General features: G+C 69.7%; 17 protein-coding genes. 13 read left to right on the plus strand and 4 right to left on the minus strand.

The window, feature by feature from the left end:
* Nucleotides 1–50: 50 nt before the first annotated feature.
* From ftsZ to OG303_RS35895, 6 genes are all read left to right on the plus strand, one after another.
* Nucleotides 51–1244 (plus strand): cell division protein FtsZ, encoded by a 1194-nt coding sequence (gene ftsZ / locus OG303_RS35870; RefSeq protein ID WP_405873702.1) that lies wholly within the window; start codon nucleotides 51–53, stop codon nucleotides 1242–1244.
* On the plus strand, nucleotides 1241–1978 hold the full coding sequence (gene pgeF / locus OG303_RS35875) for a peptidoglycan editing factor PgeF (protein WP_405873703.1): 738 nt from the start codon (nucleotides 1241–1243) through the stop codon (nucleotides 1976–1978). Before ftsZ ends, pgeF begins: the two co-directional genes overlap by 4 nt.
* Nucleotides 1979–1983: 5 nt before the next feature.
* Nucleotides 1984–2703 carry a YggS family pyridoxal phosphate-dependent enzyme gene (locus OG303_RS35880; RefSeq protein ID WP_405873704.1) on the plus strand — a complete coding sequence of 240 codons (720 nt, stop codon included), beginning with the start codon at nucleotides 1984–1986 and terminating at the stop codon, nucleotides 2701–2703.
* A gap of 128 nt (nucleotides 2704–2831) precedes the next feature.
* The gene (locus tag OG303_RS35885) at nucleotides 2832–3473 is read left to right on the plus strand and encodes a cell division protein SepF (protein ID WP_405873706.1); all 642 of its coding nucleotides are present in this window, start codon (nucleotides 2832–2834) and stop codon (nucleotides 3471–3473) included.
* A 73-nt stretch (nucleotides 3474–3546) separates the two neighbouring features.
* Entirely contained in the window at nucleotides 3547–3831 is a 285-nt protein-coding gene (locus tag OG303_RS35890; RefSeq protein ID WP_007448661.1) for a YggT family protein, read from the plus strand.
* Nucleotides 3832–3884: 53 nt separating this feature from the next.
* Nucleotides 3885–5123 (plus strand): DivIVA domain-containing protein, encoded by a 1239-nt coding sequence (locus OG303_RS35895; protein ID WP_405873708.1) that lies wholly within the window; start codon nucleotides 3885–3887, stop codon nucleotides 5121–5123.
* Nucleotides 5124–5406: 283 nt separating this feature from the next.
* Here OG303_RS35895 and ileS read toward each other — a convergent pair whose 3' ends face one another.
* A complete protein-coding gene (gene ileS / locus OG303_RS35900; protein ID WP_405873710.1) occupies nucleotides 5407–8544 on the minus strand; it encodes an isoleucine--tRNA ligase in 3138 nt (1045 codons plus the stop codon).
* Nucleotides 8545–9148: 604 nt separating this feature from the next.
* Between ileS and OG303_RS35905 the strand changes: the two genes are divergently transcribed.
* The 6 genes from OG303_RS35905 (at nucleotide 9149) to OG303_RS35930 (ending at nucleotide 15234) form a co-directional block, all read left to right on the plus strand.
* Nucleotides 9149–10621: a TraR/DksA family transcriptional regulator gene (locus tag OG303_RS35905; RefSeq protein ID WP_405873711.1), complete on the plus strand. Its 1473-nt coding sequence runs from the start codon at nucleotides 9149–9151 to the stop codon at nucleotides 10619–10621.
* A gap of 61 nt (nucleotides 10622–10682) precedes the next feature.
* Nucleotides 10683–11258, plus strand: a complete 576-nt coding sequence (lspA, locus tag OG303_RS35910; RefSeq protein WP_405873713.1) for a signal peptidase II — start codon at nucleotides 10683–10685, stop codon at nucleotides 11256–11258.
* An 84-nt stretch (nucleotides 11259–11342) separates the two neighbouring features.
* Entirely contained in the window at nucleotides 11343–12287 is a 945-nt protein-coding gene (locus tag OG303_RS35915; RefSeq protein WP_405873715.1) for an RluA family pseudouridine synthase, read from the plus strand.
* Nucleotides 12284–12754 (plus strand): GNAT family N-acetyltransferase, encoded by a 471-nt coding sequence (locus OG303_RS35920; RefSeq protein WP_405873716.1) that lies wholly within the window; start codon nucleotides 12284–12286, stop codon nucleotides 12752–12754. Before OG303_RS35915 ends, OG303_RS35920 begins: the two co-directional genes overlap by 4 nt.
* Nucleotides 12755–12841: 87 nt before the next feature.
* A complete protein-coding gene (locus OG303_RS35925; RefSeq protein ID WP_405873717.1) occupies nucleotides 12842–14428 on the plus strand; it encodes a Na+/H+ antiporter in 1587 nt (528 codons plus the stop codon).
* A 65-nt stretch (nucleotides 14429–14493) separates the two neighbouring features.
* Entirely contained in the window at nucleotides 14494–15234 is a 741-nt protein-coding gene (locus OG303_RS35930; protein ID WP_405873719.1) for an SDR family NAD(P)-dependent oxidoreductase, read from the plus strand.
* A gap of 27 nt (nucleotides 15235–15261) precedes the next feature.
* On the opposite strand, the gene OG303_RS35935 is transcribed toward OG303_RS35930, so the two are convergent.
* Nucleotides 15262–16383, minus strand: coding sequence for a mechanosensitive ion channel family protein (locus OG303_RS35935; RefSeq protein WP_405873721.1), 1122 nt, complete (start codon nucleotides 16381–16383; stop codon nucleotides 15262–15264).
* Between the two features lie 107 nt (nucleotides 16384–16490).
* Between OG303_RS35935 and OG303_RS35940 the strand changes: the two genes are divergently transcribed.
* Nucleotides 16491–17060 carry a dienelactone hydrolase family protein gene (locus OG303_RS35940; RefSeq protein WP_405873722.1) on the plus strand — a complete coding sequence of 190 codons (570 nt, stop codon included), beginning with the start codon at nucleotides 16491–16493 and terminating at the stop codon, nucleotides 17058–17060.
* Nucleotides 17061–17079: 19 nt separating this feature from the next.
* Here the strand turns inward: OG303_RS35940 and OG303_RS35945 are convergent, their stop codons facing one another.
* The gene (locus OG303_RS35945; RefSeq protein WP_405873724.1) at nucleotides 17080–18762 is read right to left on the minus strand and encodes an alkaline phosphatase D family protein; all 1683 of its coding nucleotides are present in this window, start codon (nucleotides 18760–18762) and stop codon (nucleotides 17080–17082) included.
* Between the two features lie 106 nt (nucleotides 18763–18868).
* Entirely contained in the window at nucleotides 18869–19687 is an 819-nt protein-coding gene (locus OG303_RS35950; RefSeq protein ID WP_405873725.1) for a thioredoxin domain-containing protein, read from the minus strand.
* Nucleotides 19688–19774: the final 87 nt, after the last annotated feature.

Here is a 19774-nt window from a genome sequence, read left to right on the forward strand (position 1 = left end):
GGCAAGGCCGCGAGAGGACGACACGTAACTCGAGGCGAGAGGCCTTCGACGTGGCAGCACCGCAGAACTACCTCGCAGTCATCAAAGTCATCGGTGTCGGCGGCGGTGGTGTCAATGCCATCAACCGGATGATCGAAGTCGGTCTCAAGGGTGTCGAGTTCATCGCCATCAACACTGACGCGCAGGCGCTGTTGATGAGCGACGCCGACGTCAAGCTCGACGTCGGCCGCGAACTCACCCGCGGACTCGGCGCCGGAGCCAACCCGGCCGTCGGCCGCAAGGCCGCCGAGGATCACCGTGAGGAGATCGAAGAGGTCCTCAAGGGGGCCGACATGGTCTTCGTGACGGCCGGTGAAGGCGGCGGCACCGGCACCGGCGGCGCGCCCGTCGTGGCCAACATCGCCCGCACCCTGGGGGCCCTCACCATCGGCGTGGTCACGCGCCCGTTCACCTTCGAGGGACGGCGCCGCGCCAACCAGGCCGAGGACGGCATCGCCGAACTCCGCGAAGAGGTCGACACCCTCATCGTCATCCCGAACGACCGGCTGCTGTCCATCTCGGACCGCCAGGTCTCGGTCCTCGACGCCTTCAAGTCGGCCGACCAGGTCCTGCTCTCCGGTGTCCAGGGCATCACCGACCTGATCACCACACCGGGCCTCATCAACCTCGACTTCGCCGACGTCAAGTCCGTGATGTCCGAGGCCGGTTCGGCTCTCATGGGCATCGGCTCGGCCCGCGGCGACGACCGAGCGGTGGCCGCCGCCGAGATGGCGATCTCCTCGCCGCTGCTCGAGGCCTCCATCGACGGCGCCCGGGGTGTGCTGCTCTCCATCTCCGGCGGCAGCGACCTCGGCCTGTTCGAGATCAACGAAGCCGCCCAGCTGGTCAGCGAGGCCGCCCACCCCGAGGCCAACATCATCTTCGGCGCGGTCATCGACGACGCCCTCGGTGACGAGGTGCGGGTCACCGTGATCGCGGCCGGTTTCGACGGCGGCCAGCCGCCGGCCAAGCGGGACACCGTCCTTGGTTCGTCCTCGACCTCGGCCCGCCGCGACGAGCCCACTCCGGTACGGCAGTCCGACAGCCGTCCGTCCTTCGGCTCGCTCGGCAGCGTCACGCCGAAGGAGAACCAGGAGCCCGCGCCGGAGCCGGCGAACGACATCCCGGCCCCGCCGGTCCCGTCGTCGCGGTCCTACGCGGACAGTGCGGCCGAGGAGCTGGACGTGCCGGACTTCCTGAAGTGATAGGACAGCGCTCCGGAACGAGCACAGTGAACGGCGCGCACTTCGCCTTCACCGACAGGTGGGGTGGGGTGAGCGCCGTTCCGTACGAGGAGCTCAACCTCGGCGGAGCGGTCGGGGACGACCCCGATGCCGTACGGACCAATCGCGAGCTGGCGGCCAAGTCCCTTGGCCTGGACCCGTCTCGGGTGGTGTGGATGAACCAGGTGCACGGGGCGGACGTCGTGGTGGTCGACGAGCCGTGGGGCGATCGTCCCGTGCCCGAGGTCGACGCCGTCGTCACGGCGCAGCGCTCTCTCGCCCTCGCCGTCCTCACCGCCGACTGCACGCCCGTCCTGCTCGCCGACCCCGTCGCCGGGATCGTGGCCGCGGCCCACGCGGGGCGGCCCGGGATGGTCGCCGGGGTCGTCCCCGCAGCCGTACGGGCCATGACCGAACTCGGTGCCGAGCCGGGCCGGATCGTCGCCCGCACCGGACCCGCCGTGTGCGGCCGGTGCTACGAAGTGCCGGACGAGATGCGCGCCGAGGTGGCCGCAGTCGAGCCGGCGGCGCATGCCGAGACGAGTTGGGGTACACCCGCGGTCGACGTGACCGCCGGAGTGCTCGCGCAGCTCGAGCGGCTCGGGGTGCGCGACCGGGAGCAGTCGCCGGTGTGCACGATCGAGTCGGGCGATCACTTCTCCTACCGTCGCGATCGAACCACGGGGCGACTCGCGGGATATGTCTGGCTGGACTGAGGGACATGACGGACCGTAAGGACGAACTCGCCGAAAACCTGGCGAAGGTGGAGCGTCGTATCGCTGCCGCCTGCACGGCCGCCGGGCGCAAGCGCGAGGAGGTGACCCTCATCGTGGTCACCAAGACGTATCCGGCGAGCGATGTGCGGATCCTGTCGGCACTCGGTGTGAGGCACGTGGCCGAGAACCGGGACCAGGACGCGGCGCCCAAGGCCGCGGAGTGCTCGGACCTGCCCCTGACTTGGCATTTTGTGGGTCAACTGCAGACCAACAAGGTGCGTTCCGTGGTCGGTTATGCCGGCCTGGTGCAGTCCGTCGACCGTGCCCGGCTCGTCAAGGCGTTGTCGAACGAGGCGGTGCGACAGGAGCGCGAGGTCGGCTGCCTGATCCAGGTCGCGCTCGACGCGGACGAGAGCGGACGCGGGGAGCGCGGGGGCGTCGGGGCCGACGGCATCGAGGAGTTGGGCGAGTCGGTGGCCCGGGCGCCGGGTCTGCGGCTGGACGGTCTGATGACCGTCGCGCCGCTCACCGGCCCCTACGCGGGACGCGAACTGGCGGCGTTCGAGCGGTTGATGGATTTGTCGACGGACCTGCGCCGAGCTCATCCGGCTGCGAACATGGTCTCGGCAGGAATGAGTGCGGACCTCGAACAGGCCGTGGCGGCCGGAGCGACACATGTACGCGTCGGTACCGCGGTACTCGGAGTCCGCCCCAGGCTCGGGTAACGTCGCCAGGAAGTCGGACCACAGCAGAAAATATGGTCAATGCCACCGAAGGCGGGCGCAACGACCTCGTGGATCGCGGGCACTTGGCAGTCGTCAGCCGATCCACCACAGAGCGGAGGACTCAGAGCATGGCCGGCGCGATGCGCAAGATGGCGGTCTACCTCGGCCTCGTGGAGGACGATGGGTACGACGGCCGGGGATTCGACCCCGATGACGACTTCGAGCCCGAACTGGATCCCGAGCCTGAGCGGGACCACCGGCGGCACGAACCGTCCCACCAATCGCACGTGGCACATCAGTCCCAAAGGGACGAAGAGGTGCGAATCGTGCAACCGCCCGTGTCGCGTGAACCGATCGCACGTTCCGCTTCGCTACCCGCGGAATCCAGCCGTCCGGCGCGCATCGCGCCCGTGGCGTCCATCACACAAGAACGCGCAAGCCTGGAGAAGAACGCACCGGTGATCATGCCCAAGGTCGTGTCCGAACGAGAGCCTTACCGGATCACCACTCTTCACCCGCGGACCTACAACGAGGCCCGTACCATCGGGGAACACTTCCGTGAGGGCACCCCGGTGATCATGAATCTGACTGAGATGGATGACACAGACGCGAAGCGACTTGTCGACTTTGCGGCCGGTTTGGTGTTTGGTCTTCACGGCAGCATCGAGCGGGTGACGCAGAAGGTGTTCCTGTTGTCGCCTGCTAACGTCGATGTCACGGCGGAGGACAAGGCCCGCATCGCAGAGGGCGGGTTCTTCAACCAGAGCTGAGACGCACGACCGGAAACAGCGATACAAAGCAGTATCAAGCAGCACGGAAACAGGGGAGAGGGAAGCGCGGGTCATGAGCGTGGTTTTGGATGTCGTCTACATCGCGCTGATGTGCTTCCTCATCGTGCTCATCTTCCGGTTGGTCATGGACTACGTCTTCCAGTTCGCCCGCTCATGGCAGCCCGGCAAGGCGATGGTGGTCGTTCTGGAGGCCACCTACACTGTCACTGATCCACCGCTCAAGCTTCTGCGGCGGTTCATTCCGCCGCTGCGTCTCGGGGGCGTGGCGCTCGACCTGTCCTTCTTCGTACTGATGATCATCGTCTACATCCTGATCTCGATCGTGAGCCGGCTGTGAGCGATGTGACCTACCGTCTTGCCGAATGCCGACGACTACGTTGAGGTGAAGAGATGCCGTTGACCCCCGAGGACGTGCGGAACAAGCAGTTCACGACCGTCCGCCTCCGAGAAGGCTATGACGAGGACGAGGTCGATGCCTTCCTCGATGAGGTCGAAGCCGAACTGACCCGCCTGCTCCGGGAGAACGAGGACCTGCGCGCCAAACTGGCCGCGGCGACGCGTGCTGCTGCCCAGAACCAGCAGAACATGCGCAAGCCCCCGGAGGGTCCTGGCGGACCCGGTGGTCCCGGTCCGCAGGACCAGCAGCAGGGCATGCCCCAGCAGGGCGGAATGCCGCAGCAGGGCATGCGAGGCCCCAACGGTCCCGTGCCCGCCGGCATATCGGGCCCGCCGCAGCAGCAGATGGGTGGCCCCATGGGTGGCCCGCCCCAGCTGCCGAGCGGTGCGCCGCAGCTGCCTGCCGGTCCCGGCGGTGGCCAGGGTGGTCCGCAGGGTCCCGGGCCGATGGGCCAGGGTCCGATGGGCCAGGGTCCGATGGGCCAAGGCCCCATGGGCCAAGGCCCCATGGGTCAGGGGCAGATGGGCCAGATGGGCCAGGGCCCCATGGGCGGCCAGCCCCCCATGCAGCAGCAGATGGGTGGTCCGATGGGCGGCCCCATGGGCGGTCCGATGGGCGGCCCCGGTCAGGGCCCCGGTGGCGACAGCGCCGCCCGTGTCCTCTCGCTGGCCCAGCAGACCGCCGACCAGGCGATCGCCGAGGCCCGCTCCGAGGCCAACAAGATCGTCGGCGAGGCCCGCAGCCGCGCCGAGGGTCTCGAGCGTGACGCCCGTGCCAAGGCCGACGCGCTGGAGCGGGACGCGCAGGAGAAGCACCGCGTCGCGATGGGCTCCCTGGAGTCCGCCCGCGCCACGCTGGAGCGCAAGGTCGAGGACCTGCGCGGCTTCGAGCGCGAGTACCGTACGCGCCTGAAGTCGTACCTCGAGTCCCAGCTGCGTCAGCTGGAGACCCAGGCCGACGACTCGCTGGCTCCGCCGCGTGCCCAGGCGGCCGCGTCGCTGCCGCCGTCCCCGGCGCCTTCCATGGCACCGGCCGGCGCGAGTGCCCCGTCGTACGGCAACCCGACCATGGGTGGCGCCCCGGCTCCCGCTGCTCCGTCCTACGGCGGCCAGCAGCAGATGTCCCCGGCGATGACCCAGCCGATGGCGCCGGTGCGGCCGCAGGGCCCGTCGCCGATGGGCCAGGCTCCCTCGCCGATGCGCGGGTTCCTCATCGACGAGGACGACAACTGACGGCCGCCCATGGCAAGTAGTACGCCGTAGGCGTCGGCAGCGTTCAGGGCGGGCCCCGGATTCCGATCCGGGGCCCGCCCTTTTTACGCGCGTTGGGCCCGGGTCGGCAGTCGACGGGTGGAAGTCGACGGGCCCGAACTGGTTGGCGCGCCTCGACGACATGCAGGAGGACGCCGGTTCGGATCCGGCCCGCCCCGGAGCCCTTGTCGCCACCTTCCGTGACGCAGAAAGGCCCGGCCCCCGTTTCCGGGGGCCGGGCCTTTCTGCGTGCTGTGCGTCGGTGTTACGCCTTGCGCAGGCGGAACATCAGGGACAGGCCCTCGTCCGTGAACGGGGTGCCGTACGAGTCGTCCGCCTCGCCCTGGGCGAAGTCCGTCGCCAGGACCTCGTCGGCGATCAGGGCCGAGTGCTCGGAGAGGGCCGCGATGACCGCCGGGTCCGTGGACGTCCAGCGCAGGGCGATACGGTCGGCCACGTCGAGGCCGCTGTTCTTGCGGGCCTCCTGGATCAGGCGGATCGCGTCACGGGCGAGGCCCGCCTGGCGCAGCTCCTCCGTGATCTCCAGGTCGAGGGCGACCGTGGCGCCCGAGTCGGAGGCGACGGACCAACCCTCGCGCGGGGTCTCTGTGATGATCACCTCGTCCGGAGCGAGCGTGATCGTCTCACCGTCGACCTCGACCGACGCCGTGCCCTCGCGCAGGGCCAGGGACAGCGCGGCCGCGTCCGCGTTCGCGACGGCCTTCGCCACGTCCTGGACGCGCTTGCCGAAACGCTTGCCCAGGGCGCGGAAGTTGGCCTTCGCCGTCGTGTCGACGAGGCTGCCGCCGACCTCGGAGAGGGATGCGAGCGAGCTCACGTTCAGCTCGTCCGTGATCTGCGCGTGCAGTTCCCGGTCGAGGGACTCGAAGCCTGTGGCGGCCACCAGGGCACGGGACAGGGGCTGGCGGGTCTTCACGCCCGACTCCGCGCGCGTGGCGCGGCCCAGCTCGACGAGTCGGCGCACCAGCACCATCTGCTGCGACAGCTCCGGGTCGATCGTGGAGAGCTCCGCCTTCGGCCAGGCCGCCAGGTGCACCGACTCCGGGGCGCCCGGGGTGACCGGCACGATCAGGTCCTGCCAGACCCGCTCGGTGATGAACGGGGTCAGCGGCGCCATCAGCTTGGTGACCGTCTCGACGACCTCGTGCAGGGTGCGCAGCGCCGCCTTGTCGCCCTGCCAGAAGCGGCGACGGGAGCGGCGGACGTACCAGTTGGAGAGGTCGTCGACGAACGCCGACAGGAGCTTGCCGGCCCGCTGGGTGTCGTACGCCTCCAGGGACTCGGTCACCTGGTCGGTGAGCGCGTGCAGTTCGCTCAGCAGCCAGCGGTCCAGGACCGGGCGGTCGGCCGGGGCCGGATCGGCCTCGCTGGGCGCCCAGTTGGAGGTGCGCGCGTACAGGGCCTGGAAGGCGACCGTGTTCCAGTACGTGAGGAGCGTCTTGCGGACGACCTCCTGGATGGTGCCGTGGCCCACGCGGCGTGCCGCCCACGGGGAGCCGCCGGCCGCCATGAACCAGCGCACCGCGTCGGCGCCGTGCCGGTCCATCAGCGGGATCGGATCCAGGGTGTTGCCCAGGTGCTTGGACATCTTGCGCCCGTCCTCGGCGAGGATGTGGCCGAGGCAGACCACGTTCTCGTACGAGGACTTGTCGAAGACCAGGGTGCCGACGGCCATCAGCGTGTAGAACCAGCCGCGGGTCTGGTCGATGGCCTCGCTGATGAACTGCGCCGGGTAGCGGGACTCGAAGAGTTCCTTGTTCTTGTGCGGGTAGCCCCACTGCGCGAACGGCATCGAACCCGAGTCGTACCAGGCGTCGATGACCTCCGGCACGCGCGTGGCCGTCTGCTCGCACTGGGGGCACGCGAAGGTGACGTCGTCGATGTACGGGCGGTGCGGGTCCAGTTCGGACTGGTCGGTGCCCGTCAGCTCGGAGAGCTCCGCGCGCGAGCCGACCACGGTGAGGTGGTCATCCTCGCAGCGCCAGATCGGCAGCGGGGTGCCCCAGTAGCGGTTGCGGGAGAGCGCCCAGTCGATGTTGTTGTTCAGCCAGTCGCCGTACCGGCCGTGCTTGACCGTGTCCGGGAACCAGTTGGTGTTCTCGTTCTCCTGGAGGAGGCGGTCCTTGATGGCGGTGGTGCGGATGTACCAGGACGGCTGCGCGTAGTAGAGGAGCGCGGTGTGGCAGCGCCAGCAGTGCGGGTAGCTGTGCTCGTACGGGATGTGCTTGAAGAGGAGGCCGCGCTGCTGGAGGTCCTCGGTGAGCTTTTCGTCCGCCTTCTTGAAGAAGACGCCGCCGACCAGGGGGACGTCCTCCTCGAAGGTGCCGTCCGGGCGGACCGGGTTGACGACCGGCAGGCCGTAGGCGCGGCAGACCTTGAGGTCCTCCTCACCGAAGGCGGGGGACTGGTGGACCAGGCCCGTACCGTCCTCGGTAGTGACGTACTCGGCGTTGACCACGTAATGGGCCTCGGCCGGGAACTCCACGAGCGCGAACGGACGTTGATAGGTCCAGCGCTCCATTTCGGCGCCGGTGAAGGTCTCGCCGGTGATCTCCCAGCCCTCGCCGAGCGCCTTCTCGACGAGCGGCTCGGCGACGACGAGCTTCTCCTCACCGTTCGTCGCGACGACGTAGGTGACGTCAGGGCGCGCGGCGACCGCGGTGTTGGAGACCAGCGTCCAGGGGGTCGTCGTCCACACCAGGAGCGCGGCTTCGCCGGCGAGCGGACCGGAGGTGAGAGGGAAACGGACGTACACGGAGGGGTCGACGACCGTCTCGTAGCCCTGCGCCAGCTCGTGGTCGGACAGGCCGGTGCCGCAGCGCGGGCACCAGGGGGCGACGCGGTGGTCCTGGACCAGCAGGCCCTTGTTGAAGATCTCCTTGAGCGACCACCAGACGGACTCGATGTACGCGGGGTCCATCGTGACGTAGGCCTCTTCGAGGTCGACCCAGTAACCCATGCGGGTCGTCAGCGCGGAGAACGCGTCGGTGTGGCGGAGCACGGACTCACGGCACTTGGCGTTGAACTCCGAGATGCCGTACGCCTCGATGTCCTTCTTGCCGCTGAAGCCGAGCTCCTTCTCCACCGCCAGCTCGACCGGGAGGCCGTGGCAGTCCCAGCCGGCCTTGCGGGCCACGTGGTAGCCGCGCATGGTGCGGAAGCGGGGGAAGACGTCCTTGAAGACGCGGGCCTCGATGTGGTGGGCGCCCGGCATGCCGTTGGCGGTGGGCGGGCCCTCGTAGAACACCCACTCGGGGCGGCCCTCGGACTGCTCCAGGCTCTTGGCGAAGATCTTCTGCTCGCGCCAGAAGTCGAGCACGGCGTGCTCGAGCGCGGGCAGGTCGACCTGGGCGGGCACCTGGCGGTACGTCGGCGTTGTCATCAGCGAGCTTCCTCCGGCGGACTTGCTGCCTTCCGTCCGGAGGGACGAGAGTCACGGCCTTGTGAATGCCGTTCACGCCGTCCTCGGCGTGCTCCCGCGGTACCACCCTCCTTGGCTCCCCGGTGCGTGCTGCGCACCTGTGAGCCCCCTCATTGGGGTCGCGATGCCGGTTCTACTCGCCCTGGTGGGGCTTTCCTCCGGCGGCTCCGGGGTGATCTTCACGTCGTGCAGGCCCCCGGGCTTCCACCGTCCCCGGGTCGCTCTGGGCTGCATACGTCGCTACTCGTCCCCATCCACGCTTTTCGCTCCGCCCAGTGTACGGCGCCGCACGGACAGCGGCCGACCGCTTTTCGCGCTCCCGGAAGCGGGGGCTTCGTACGGACGGAGATGACCCGAATGGCGCGGTACGCGTGTTCGGATCCTGGGACGCACGGTCCGGCGGATTACCCCGCGGGGAGCTGGGCACAACGCATGCAGGCTTGCGGAGCGGCGTGTGCGAGCCGGGCGAATCGGGCGGTGTGCGCCGTTGCCGCGGGGCTGAAGTCGATTTATCGTCCCAGCACGATTCGCGTGCAAGATCACAATGTGTGAAGGGGCCGCGGCCATGGTGGCGAAGAAGACCGCCGAACAGCAGTCGGCGTCCGACAGGTCCACACAGGCCTCCGGCGGTGCGGCCAAGGATGTGAGCGGGAAGAAGAGCGCGCGGGGAGGGGCCACAACCCGTGCGGCCTCGACGGCTACGGCTGGGAGGACCGCGAAGCCGGTGAAGACGGTGCGGGGGGCTGCGGGAGGGGGAAAGCCGGGGGCCGCCAAGAAGGGCGCCGCCAAGAAGGCGGCCACCTCCAGGGCGGCTCCTTCGAGGAAGGCGGTCGCGGAGGAGGAGCCCGAGAGACCTGCGGGGACGGGGACGGCGGCCGACGGTAAGGAGCCGGCGGCAGCAGACAAGGACGTCGAGAAGAAGGCGGCGACGAGGAAGGCCGCGGCGAAGGAGACGGCCGGGAGGAAGGTCGCTTCCAAGAAGGCGGCGACCAAGAAGAGCGCGGCCGGGAGAAGCGAGGCCAGGGAAGCCGCCGCCACTGAGAGCACCGCCGAGCTCGCCGGCGTCGATCTGCGCGCCGACGAGGAAGCCGCGGCCGAACAGGGCTCGGACCAGCAAGGCGGGGGCAGAAAGACTGCGGCGGAGAAGTCCGGCGGCGAACGGTCCGCGGCCAGGACGAGCGCGGCTGCGAAGAGTGGGGGCACGAAGAGCGGGGTGGAGCAGGCCGTGGCTGGGAAGGCTGCGGCTGGGAAGGCCTCGGGCAGGAAGACCGCGTCTGGGAAGAGCGCGGCCAAGACAGGCGTGGCTGCGAAGAGTGGGGGCAGGAAGAGCGGGGTCGAGCAGGCCGCGGTCGAGGAGGCTGCGGCTGGGAAGGCCTCGGGCAAGACGGCCGCGGCCAAGACAAGCGCGGCCCAGGGCGCGGTCAAAAAGAGTGCGGCCAAGAAGAGCGCGGCTGCGAAGCGTGCGGTCGTGAAGCGTGTGGGTGCGACGAGTTCGGGTGTGAAGAGAACGGCCAAGAAGGTGGGCGCGGCCGAGGCCGCGGAGCAGACGGGAGCCACGACGGTGGTTGCGAAGAAGACTCCTGGTACGGCCACGGCGGCCAAGACCGCCCTACCCACGGCACGGGTCGCCGCGGCGGAGCCGGGCGAGCTCGCGGTGCGCCCCGGTGAGGACCCCTGGACCCCGGAGGAGGTCGCGGAGGCGCGTGCCGAGCTGCTGTCCGAGGGGCAGCGGCTGCGCGACGAGATCACCTCGTCCGAGAACGCCGTAGCCGGCCTGATGCGGGACTCCGGGGACGGCGCGGGCGACGACCAGGCGGACACCGGCACCAAGAACATCACGCGCGAGCACGAGCTGGCCCTCGCGGCCAACGCGCGCGAGATGCTCACGCAGACCGAGCACGCCCTGGTACGGCTCGACGCGGGCACGTACGGGCTGTGCGAGAACTGCGGCAACCCGATCGGCAAGGCCCGGATGCAGGCGTTCCCGCGGGCCACCCTGTGTGTGGAGTGCAAGCAGAAGCAGGAACGCCGGTACTGAGGGTGGGGGGAGGCGTGTCGTACCCTCGTCCTCAGTCAGGTACCTAGGTTGAGGGACTCACGTGGCAGAGGCGGAGCGCATCATCGGTACGCCGGATACCCCAGAGGCGGCGGGGACCGAGCCGGAGCAGGGCGAGACCGCACGCCCCAGGGGCAAGCGCCGTATCGCCGTGCTGTTCGCGGTGGCCGCCTTCGCGTACGCCCTCGACCTGATCAGCAAGATGATCGTGGTCGCCAAGCTGGAGCACCACGCGCCGATCGAGATCATCGGGGACTGGCTGCAGTTCGAGGCGATCCGCAACGCGGGCGCGGCCTTCGGTTTCGGCGAGGCCTTCACCGTGATCTTCACTCTGATCGCGGCCGCCGTGATCGTGGTGATCGCCCGGCTAGCCCGCAAGCTCTACAGCGTGCCGTGGGCGATCGCGCTCGGCCTGCTGCTCGGCGGTGCGCTCGGCAACCTCACCGACCGGATCTTCCGCTCGCCCGGCGTCTTCGAGGGCGCGGTCGTCGACTTCATCTCGCCCAAGGGCTTCGCCGTCTTCAACCTGGCCGACTCCGCGATCGTGTGCGGCGGCATCCTGATCGTGCTGCTGTCGTTCAAGGGACTCGACCCGGACGGCACCGTCCACAAGGACTGAACAACGACTGAGCGACGACTGCGCAAGGGCTGAGCACACAGGCTGGCGTACGGGGCTGTCGGTGCTGTCCGGCATACTCGTCGGGTGAGCACCATTCCCGAGATCCGTACCCTGCCCGTGCCCGACGGCCTGGAGGGCGAGCGTGTCGACGCCGCCATCTCCCGCATGTTCGGCTTCTCTCGTACCAAGGCCGCGGAGCTTGCCGCGGCGGGGAAGGTCACGGTCGACGGCTCGGTGGTCGGGAAGTCCGAGCGGGTGCACGGCGGGGCCTGGCTCGAGGTCGAGATGCCGCAGGCGCCCGCGCCCGTGCAGATCGTCGCGGAGCCGGTCGAGGGCATGGAGATCGTGTACGACGACGATGACGTGGTCGTGATCGTCAAGCCGGTCGGTGTCGCCGCCCACCCCAGCCCCGGTTGGACCGGGCCGACGGTCATCGGCGGGCTGGCCGCCGCCGGCTACCGCATCTCCACCTCCGGCGCCGCCGAGCGCCAGGGCATCGTGCACCGCCTCGACGTCGGCACCTCGGGCCTGATGACCGTGGCCAAGTCGGAGCGCGCGTACACGTCGCTCAAGCGCCAGTTCAAGGAGCGCACGGTCGACAAGCGCTACCACACGCTGGTGCAGGGCCACCCCGACCCGACCAGCGGCACCATCGACGCGCCCATCGGCCGCCACCCCAACCACGACTACAAGTGGGCGGTCACGGCCGAGGGCAAGCCGTCCGTCACGCACTACGACCTCATCGAGGCCTTCCGCGCGGCCTCGCTTCTCGACGTCAAGCTCGAGACCGGGCGCACGCACCAGATCCGTGTCCACATGGCGGCCCACCGCCACCCCTGCGTCGGCGACCTGACGTACGGCGCCGACCCGACGCTCGCCAAGCGGCTGCACCTGACCCGTCAGTGGCTGCATGCGGTGCGGCTCGGCTTCGAGCACCCCGGGGACGGCCAGTGGGTCGAGTTCGAGAGCGACTACCCGGCCGACCTGCAGAAGGCCCTCGACCAGGTCCGCGAGGAGACGTACGGATGAGCACGCACGCGTATGTGGTGCGCGTCGCCGAGGACCCCGCCGACCAGGAGGCGTGCTTCGCGGTGCGCAAGGAGGTCTTCGTCGGCGAGCAGGGCGTGCCCGAGGACCTGGAGTACGACGAGTACGACGCCGTGGCCCTGCATGTGCTGGCCGCGCGGGAGGACGGGGTGCCGCTCGGCACCGGGCGGCTGCTGTACGGGCAGGCGGCCGTGGCGAAGACCGACGGCGACCTGACCCTGGGGTCGCTCGGGCGGCTCGCGGTGACGCAGGAGGCGCGCGGGCTCGGCGTCGGGGCGGCGCTGGTGCGAGCCATCGAGGACGCGGCACGCGCGCGCGGGCTGGCGGCGGTGGATCTGCACGCACAGACGCATGCGCTGGAGTTCTACGAGCGGCTCGGATACGAGGTGTACGGGCCGGAGTACCCGGAGGCGGGCATCCCGCACCGCGCGATGCGGCGCGCTCTGTAGCCGACCGGCTGAAAACGCTGGCGGGGACGGTGGCGTGGCAGGCTTGAGATCTGCTGCCCGTAAGTCGACCTTCCCGGAGCGCTGACCGTGGATCAGTTGGCCCTGCTGTTCGTGCTGTTGCTCGGGGCCCTGGTGAGTGTCCCGGTCGGGGACCGGTTCGGGCTGCCGGCGCCGGTGTTGATGACCCTCCTCGGGATCGTCCTGGCCGTACTCGACTTCGTGCCGAACGTCGATGTTCCGCCGGACCTGATCCTGCCCCTGCTGCTCCCGCCGCTGCTGTACGCGGCCGTGCGGCGCACGTCCTGGCGGCAGTTCACGGCCAACCTGCGGCCGATCTTCCTGCTGGCGGTGGCGCTGGTGTTCGTCACCACCGTGTGTGTGGCCCTTGTGGCGCACTCGATCGTGCCGGGGCTGCCCGTCGCCGCCGCCGTGGCGCTCGGCGCGCTCGTCGCACCGCCCGACCCGGTCGCCGCGACCGCGGTCGCCGGACAGCTGGGGCTGCCGCGCCGGCTCGTGTCCATCCTGGAGGGCGAGGGGCTGTTCAACGACGTGACGGCGATCGTGCTGTACCACGTGGCGATCGCCGCCGCGCTCAGCGGGAGCTTCTCGCCGGGACGGGCCGCCCTCGACCTGGTGCTGTCCGCCGTGGTGGCGGTGGCGGTCGGGGTCGCGCTCGGCTGGGGTGCCAACAGACTGCTCGACGTGCTCGACGACCCGACCCTGCAGATCGGGCTGACCCTGCTGGTGCCGTACGCGTCGTACGTGCTCGCGGAGGAACTGCACGGGTCCGGCGTGCTCGCCGTGCTCACCACCGCGCTGTTCCTCGCCGAGTACGCCAACGACCCCGACGACGTGATGACACGACTGGCCGGGTACACGTTCTGGGACATCGTGGACACGCTTGTCACGGGTGTCGCGTTCGGGCTGATCGGTCTCGAGCTGCACAACGCGATCCGGACGGCGTCCGGTCGGTGGGGCGAGATGCTCGGGTGGGCGGGCGTGATCCTGGCCGTGGTCGTCGTCGTACGGCTCGTCTATCTGATGCCGGCGACCTGGCTCACCAAGAGGCTGCATGCCAAGCGGGACCACGACGAGGACATCCCGATGAGCTGGCGGGAGACAGTCGTCATGTGGTGGTCGGGGATGCGGGGAGTGGCCTCGGTGGCCTTGGCGCTGGCGATTCCGCTCACGACCGACGACGGGTCGGCCTTCCCGGACCGGGACGAGATCGTGTTCATCGCCTTCGGCGTGATCATGGGCACGCTGGTGCTGCAGGGGCTGACCCTGCCCTGGTTGGTGAAGCGGCTCGGGGTGCAGGCCGACACGGAGCGGGAGAAGGACTTCGAGAAGACGCTCGCCCTTCGGGCAGCCAAGGCGGCCAGGCGGCGCCTGAAGGAGATCGAGGAGGTCGAGGAGCTGCCGGAGGAGCTGTCCGAGCAGATGATGCGGCGGGCCTTCGACATCGGGGTGCGGATCAGCCCGGACATGGGGGAGGAGGAGCGCCGGGAGGCGCATGAACACCGGGTGCGCCGGCTGAAGCGGGTGCGGCGGATCCAGGGCGAGATGCTGAGCGCCGCGCGGCACGAGGTGCTGTCGGCACGGAGCGAGCCCGGGGCGGATCCGGAGATCGTGGACCGGGTGCTTCGCCACCTTGACGTGCGCAGTCTGCGGTGAACGCGGTGCATGGCAGTCGTGTAAATGAAGGCGACGCGGCCGGGTTCGGTGCGTAGGGTCGGATCATGGCTCGTAATGTCGTGATCAGTGGTGGCGGTACGGGAATTGGACATGCCGCGGCGCAGGTCTTCGCGGCGGACGGGGACCGGGTCCTGCTGCTCGGGCGGCGGGCGGAGGTGCTCGAGAAGGCCGGGGTGCCGGGGGCGTTGACGTACGCGGCGGATCTGAGTGATCCGGCCGCTGTGCGCGGGGTCGCCGGCTTCGTGGAGCGGGAGCTGGGGACCGTGGACGTGCTGATCCACAGTGCCGGGGGGACCGGGCAGCTGGAGCGCGCCGCCGAGAGCGACGACCCGCTCGACCGCGTCGCGCACAACTGGACCGTCAACTTCCGCATCAACACCCTCACCGCCGCGCTGCTCACGGAGGCGCTGAAGGACCGGCTGGCCACGCCGGGCGGGCGGGTGCTGTTCGTCAGCTCCATCGCCGCGTACCGGGGGTCCGGCAGCGGGGCGTACGCGGGAGCCAAGGCCGCGTTGCACCCGTACGCCCATGACCTTGCCCGGGAGCTGGGGCCGCGCGGGATCACCGCGAACGTGGTCGCGCCCGGGTACATCGAGGACACCGAGTTCTTCGGGCCGCAGATCGATCCCGAGCGGCGCGAACGCCTGGTCAACGACACCCAGAACAAGCGCGCCGGCACCCCAGGCGACGTGGCCGCGACCCTGCACTGGCTCGCCTCTCCGGGCGCCGGGCACGTGACCTCGCAGGTCATCCAGGTCAACGGGGGCGCCGAGCGCGGGCATTGAGGCCCGCGCGGTCTCAGCAGAGGCCGTCTAGCCGTGGCCCGTTCTCGGCGGTTCGTGCATGCGGCGTGCCGCGCCGTCCGGGGAGCCGTCGGGCGAACGCCGGTCCGAAGGCCCCGAAGACACGGCAGCGTCCGCCGTGTTGACCCGGGGCAGGGCGTACGGATGCCGCTCGTACAGCCAGCGGACCATCTGCTCGCGGACCGTGACCCGCACCGTCCAGATGTCGTCCGCGTCCTTGGCCGTCACCAGGGCCCGCACCTGCATGGTGTTCGGGGTGGTGTCCGTGACGGCCAGGCCGTAGTCGCGGCCGTCCCAGGCCGGGCACTCGCGCAGGATGTCGCGGAGCCTCTCGCGCATCAGCTCCACCGGCGCCGAGTGGTCGAGGTGCCAGTAGACGATGCCCGTCATCTGGGTGCCGCCGCGGGACCAGTTCTCGAAGGGCTTCGAGGTGAAGTACGAGACCGGTATCGTGATCCGGCGCTCGTCCCACGTCCGTACGGTCAGGAACGTCAGCGTGATCTCCTCGACCGTGCCCCACTCGCCCTCCACGACGACCGTGTCGCCCAGGCGCACCATGTCGCCGAAGGCGATCTGCAGCCCCGCGAACATGTTGCTGAGCGTCGACTGGGCGGCGACACCGGCGACGATGCCGAGGACGCCGGCCGAGGCCAGCAGCGAGGCGCCGGCCGCGCGCATCGCCGGGAACGTCAGCAGCATCGCGGCCACCGCCACCACACCGACGATCGCAGCGACCACGCGCATGATCAGCGACACCTGGGTGCGCACCCGGCGGACCCGGGCGGCGTCGTGGTGGGCGCGCGCGAAGCGGGTGTACGTCGTGTCGACGATCGCCGCCGCGATCCGCACCATCAGCCAGGCCGCGGACCCGATCAGCACCAGCGTCAGCGCCTGGCCGGTCGCGACGCGGTGCTTCTCCATCAGCTGCGCATGGTCGTACGACCCTCTCAGCAGCGCCGCGCACAGCACGAGCTGGTAGGGCACACGGCCGCGGCGCAGCAGCCCCCACAGCGGGGTCTCGCCGTGCCGCTCGTCGGCCTTGCGCAGCAGCAGGTCGGTTGCCCAGCCGATCAGCACCGTGAGCACGACCGAGCCGCCGATCACGATCAACGGGCGGAGTAGGTTCTCCATGCCTTCGAACGTAACCGGCCTCGGGCGGTCATGAACATGTGACTTCGGGCTCGAAGTGGGTACGGCCGCCGGGCGGTGTTGTCGGACCCGGCTGGCACCATGGCGTCATGAACATCATGCTCTTTCACTCGACCTTCGGTCTCAGGCCCGCGGTGCGCGACGCCGCGGACCGGCTGCGCGGCGCCGGGCACGAGGTATGGACACCGGACCTCTTCGACGGGCGTACGTTCGAGACGGTCGAGCAGGGCATGGCCTTCAAGGACGAGATCGGCAAGGACGAGCTGCTCAAGCGGGCCGTACTGGCCGCGGCGCCCTACTCGGAGCGGGGCCTTGTGTACGCCGGGTTCTCGCTCGGCGCCTCCATCGCGCAGACCCTCGCGCTCGGCGACCAGAAAGCCCGCGGACTGCTGCTCCTGCACGGCACCTCGGACATCGCGCCGAACGCCGCGGTGGACGAACTGCCGGTCCAGCTGCATGTCGCCGAGCCGGACCCGTTCGAGACGGACGACTGGCTGAGCGCCTGGTATCTGCAGATGGGCAGAGCGGGCGCGGACGTGGAGATCTACCGGTACGCCGGGGCCGGGCACCTCTACACCGACCCCGAGTTGCCGGACTACGACGAGGAGGCGGCCGAGGCCACCTGGCGGGTGGCGCTCGGCTTCTTCGAGTCGCTGTAGAAGGGCAGGCCGATCGCCCCTACACCGGGTCGTAGGTGCGCTCGACCTTCTGCGTGCCGGTGCGCGTGCGGTACGAACGCGCCCATTTCGAGGTCGCGTTCTTGTCCGTGCGGTCGGACAGGACGTAGTAGTCCATCTGTGCGCGGTCGGCGGTGATGTCCAGGACGCCGTAGCCGTGGCGGTCGGTGTCGACCCAGTGGACGTGCCGGTTGGCGGCCTGGATGATCGGCGCGGCGATGGCGGAGACCGTGCCCTCGGGGACCTTCACGATGTCGTCGAGGTTGTCGGAGGTCAGCGAGGTGACCACGAACTCCGTGGCGGCGGAGGCCGACAGCGGGTACGTACCGGCGTCCATGGGCACGTCGTTGGCCCAGGCCATGTGGATGTCGCCGGTGAGGAAGACGGTGTTGCGGATCGCGTTGGACCGCAGGTGGGCCAGCAGTTCGCGGCGGTCGTCGGTGTAGCCGTCCCACTGGTCGGTGTTGAGGGCGAGACCCTCCTGCGGCAGCCCGAGCAGCTTGGCGAGGGGCTTGAGCAGGTCGGCGGAGAGGGAGCCGATGACGAACGGCGAGATCATCACCGAGTTTCCGACCAGCCGCCAGGTGGTGTCGGACGCCTTCAACCCGGCCTTCAGCCAGTCGAGTTGGGCACGCCCGGTGATCGTACGGTCCGGGTCGTCGACCGAACCGCTGGCCGTGGACGCCTGCTGGGAGCGGAAGGAGCGCAGGTCGAGGAGGGAGAGGTCGGCGAGCTTGCCGAAACGCAGCCGGCGGTAGGTCGTGCCCGCGATCGCCGGGCGGACCGGCATCCACTCGAAGTAGGCCTGCTTGGCGGCCGCCTTGCGGTCGGTCCAGGTGCCCTCGGCGCCCTCGGTGTGGTTGACCGCGCCGCCGGACCAGGCGTTGTCGGCGAACTCGTGGTCGTCCCAGATGGCGACGACCGGCGCCTTGTGGTGCAGGGCCTGCAGATCCGGGTCGGTCTTGTACTTGCCGTGTCGGGTGCGGTAGTCGGCGAGCGTGATGATCTCGTTGGTCGGCGCGTGCGGGCGGACGACCGTGCCGCGGGCCGCGTACTCGCCGGACTTGTACTCGTAGATGTAGTCGCCGAGGTGCAGCCAGGCGTCCAGGTCACCGCGGGCCGCGAGATGGCGGTACGAGGCGAAGTAGCCGCCCTCCCAGTTGGCGCAGGAGACCACGCCGAAGCGCAGGCCCGACACGGCGGCGTCGTTGGCGGGCGCGGTACGGGTGCGGGCCACGGGGGAGTCGGTGCCGCCGGCGGAGAAACGGAACCAGTAGTCGGTGGCCGGCTCCAGGCCCCGTATGTCGGCCTTGACGGTGTGGTCGGAGGCGGCGGTCGCCGTGATCGAGCCCTTGGCGACGACGGTCGTCAGCGCCTTGTCCTTGGCGACGATCCAGCTGACCTGGGTGTCCGGGCCGAGTCCGGACCCGGGGACCGCCTCGGACGTGGGCGTCACCCGCGTCCACAGCAGGACGCCGTCGGGCAGCGGGTCGCCGGAGGCGACGCCGTGCAGGAAGGCGGGGGCCTCGGCGGCCGCCCGGGCGGGCAGGGCCGCGGCGAGCGGGCCGGCGAGGACAGCGGTGGCCGCTGCGGCCTTGACGACCGTACGACGGCGCGGTGAAAGCGAACTGGCGCTCTCGGCGGACGAGATGGCGCGCGCGGGAGATCTGTATCGACTGGTCACGAGCGATCAGGTTACTGACCGGTACACGCCAGAGCGGGCGAACTCGCAAAAGTTCGCCCGCTCTTCTGCTGAAGGTCGGTTCAGGCCTTTGAACCTCGGTTCGGGCTCAGGCCTTGAGGGCCGCGTCGACCACCTTGTTGAAGTCGGCGACCGTCATCGGCGGGTTGCCCTGGGTGTCGGCCGTGAGCATCTTGCCGTTCATGACGAAGCTCGGGGTGCCGCTCACGCCGTCCTTGTTGGTGTCGAAGGTCTTCGACATGGCCAGCGCCCAGGGGTCGTAGGTGCCCTTCTTGACCGCGTCCTGGAACTTCGTGTTGTTCTTCAGCGCGGAGACGGTGTTGGCGACCTTGATGAGGTAGGAGTCGTCCTTGAACTTGTCGGTCGTCTCGTCCGGGTGCCACTTCGTCGAGTACAGCGCGGTCTTGTACTGGAGGAACGCCTCGGGGCTGACGTTCAGTGCGGCGCCCAGCGCGCTCAGCGCGTTCTTGGAGCCCTGACCGTTGTCCTTGTTGTCGATGAACGTGCCACCGATGTACTGGATCTTGAACTTGCCGGAGTCGATGTCCTTCTCGACGGTCGAGCCGACGGTCTGCTCGAACTGGGCGCACACGGGGCAGCGCGGGTCCTCGTAGACCTTGAGGGTCTTCTTGGCGGTGGCCTTGCCTATGACGACCGTGGTGCCCTTAGTGCCCGTGGTGTTGGCCGGGGCGACGACCTTGGCGTCCTTCAGGCCCTCCCAGTAGCTGGGCTTGTTCGCCTGGACGACGGCGTAGCCTATGCCGCCCGCCGCCGCGAGGACGGCGACGACGGAGCAGGCCACGATGACCTGCCGCTTGGCCTTGGCCCGCTTGGCCTGACGTTCACGCTCGATCTTCAGACGCTCTCGGGCCGCCGTCTTCGAGGCCTGGCTGTTCCGCTTGCTCATGTCGGTGATCTCCATATGGGACGCGCACACCTGGTACGCGGGATACGTGTGGGGGAGTGGTCGTGCTCAGTGCTGTTCGGGGCACCA

The sequence above is a fragment of the Streptomyces sp. NBC_00005 genome, assembly GCF_045160215.1.
Taxonomy (GTDB): domain Bacteria; phylum Actinomycetota; class Actinomycetes; order Streptomycetales; family Streptomycetaceae; genus Streptomyces.

What these genes read in the sequence shown, in the direction of transcription:
- OG303_RS35880 (WP_405873704.1), top strand. Translation starts at nt 1,984, where the DNA reads ATGACGGACCGTAAGGACGAACTCGCCGAAAACCTGGCGAAGGTGGAG.
- OG303_RS35885 (WP_405873706.1), top strand. Translation starts at nt 2,832, where the DNA reads ATGGCCGGCGCGATGCGCAAGATGGCGGTCTACCTCGGCCTCGTGGAG.
- OG303_RS35890 (WP_007448661.1), top strand. Translation starts at nt 3,547, where the DNA reads ATGAGCGTGGTTTTGGATGTCGTCTACATCGCGCTGATGTGCTTCCTC.
- OG303_RS35895 (WP_405873708.1), top strand. Translation starts at nt 3,885, where the DNA reads ATGCCGTTGACCCCCGAGGACGTGCGGAACAAGCAGTTCACGACCGTC.
- ileS (WP_405873710.1), bottom strand. Translation starts at nt 8,544, where the DNA reads ATGACAACGCCGACGTACCGCCAGGTGCCCGCCCAGGTCGACCTGCCC.
- OG303_RS35905 (WP_405873711.1), top strand. Translation starts at nt 9,149, where the DNA reads ATGGTGGCGAAGAAGACCGCCGAACAGCAGTCGGCGTCCGACAGGTCC.
- OG303_RS35920 (WP_405873716.1), top strand. Translation starts at nt 12,284, where the DNA reads ATGAGCACGCACGCGTATGTGGTGCGCGTCGCCGAGGACCCCGCCGAC.
- OG303_RS35930 (WP_405873719.1), top strand. Translation starts at nt 14,494, where the DNA reads ATGGCTCGTAATGTCGTGATCAGTGGTGGCGGTACGGGAATTGGACAT.
- OG303_RS35935 (WP_405873721.1), bottom strand. Translation starts at nt 16,383, where the DNA reads ATGGAGAACCTACTCCGCCCGTTGATCGTGATCGGCGGCTCGGTCGTG.
- OG303_RS35940 (WP_405873722.1), top strand. Translation starts at nt 16,491, where the DNA reads ATGAACATCATGCTCTTTCACTCGACCTTCGGTCTCAGGCCCGCGGTG.
- OG303_RS35950 (WP_405873725.1), bottom strand. Translation starts at nt 19,687, where the DNA reads ATGAGCAAGCGGAACAGCCAGGCCTCGAAGACGGCGGCCCGAGAGCGT.